This is a genomic window from Serratia sp. N21D137, assembly GCF_047530005.1.
GTDB lineage: Bacteria > Pseudomonadota > Gammaproteobacteria > Enterobacterales > Enterobacteriaceae > Chania > Chania fonticola_B.
The window spans coordinates 1-663 of record NZ_JBLJAJ010000121.1; the positions used below are offsets into that span (position 1 = coordinate 1).

Annotated in this window: 1 protein-coding gene; it reads right to left on the reverse strand. The window is 43.1% G+C overall.

Going from position 1 to position 663, the window contains the following annotated elements; translation table 11 throughout:
* Positions 1-445 precede the first annotated feature (445 nt).
* Positions 446-598 (reverse strand): DUF2256 domain-containing protein, encoded by a 153-nt coding sequence (locus tag ACMV5H_RS25605; RefSeq protein WP_414822815.1) that lies wholly within the window; start codon positions 596-598, stop codon positions 446-448.
* Positions 599-663 lie beyond the last annotated feature (65 nt).

The following is a 663-nucleotide window of genomic DNA, read 5'->3' on the forward strand; positions in this document are numbered from 1 at the left end:
CCAAGACGGTTTTAACGGCTTCGGCCCTAAATTCTTTCGAGTAACGTTGAGTTTTTCTGGTCATAGTGAACTCCTTTTAATCCCATTCTACTCAGGAAGGAGTGTCCGTTAAAATCAGGCTACCTCATATCTCTTGCTTACGTTCTTCGCTGTAACTCGGCACATTCAAGCCTTAACCCCCAACTGATTAAATTTTAGAGGGTGACAACTATCCTGCCAGAGGGGGCTAACGCCCTGCGGTTGTTCAAATATCTCCGCCCTGTCATATGAACAGCCAGGACGGAGACATTTTGCTATGAATTCCCGAGTTGCTTGAGATCCGGGCATTTCAACCAAACAGGTTACCTGTCCCCGCCTTGTAGGACGGAGATATAAATCACACAAGAAAAAAATATCAGGCTGTTGTTTATGCGTTAAAATTGTATAACTATTTTTATTATGATTACTATTGATGCATCTCTTTTTTACGTCGACAACGCTCAGAGCACTTACGCACATCTTCCCAGCATTTTTCCCACTTCTTTCTCCAGCTAAAAGGTAACCGTTCACCAGCCCCCCATTGACATAAAAAAGAGACGATCATCACTCGATCCCACATTACCTATTGAGTGATCTTTTTTCTTTGCCACACTCGGGGGATGAAAAAGGTAAAACACTTTCACG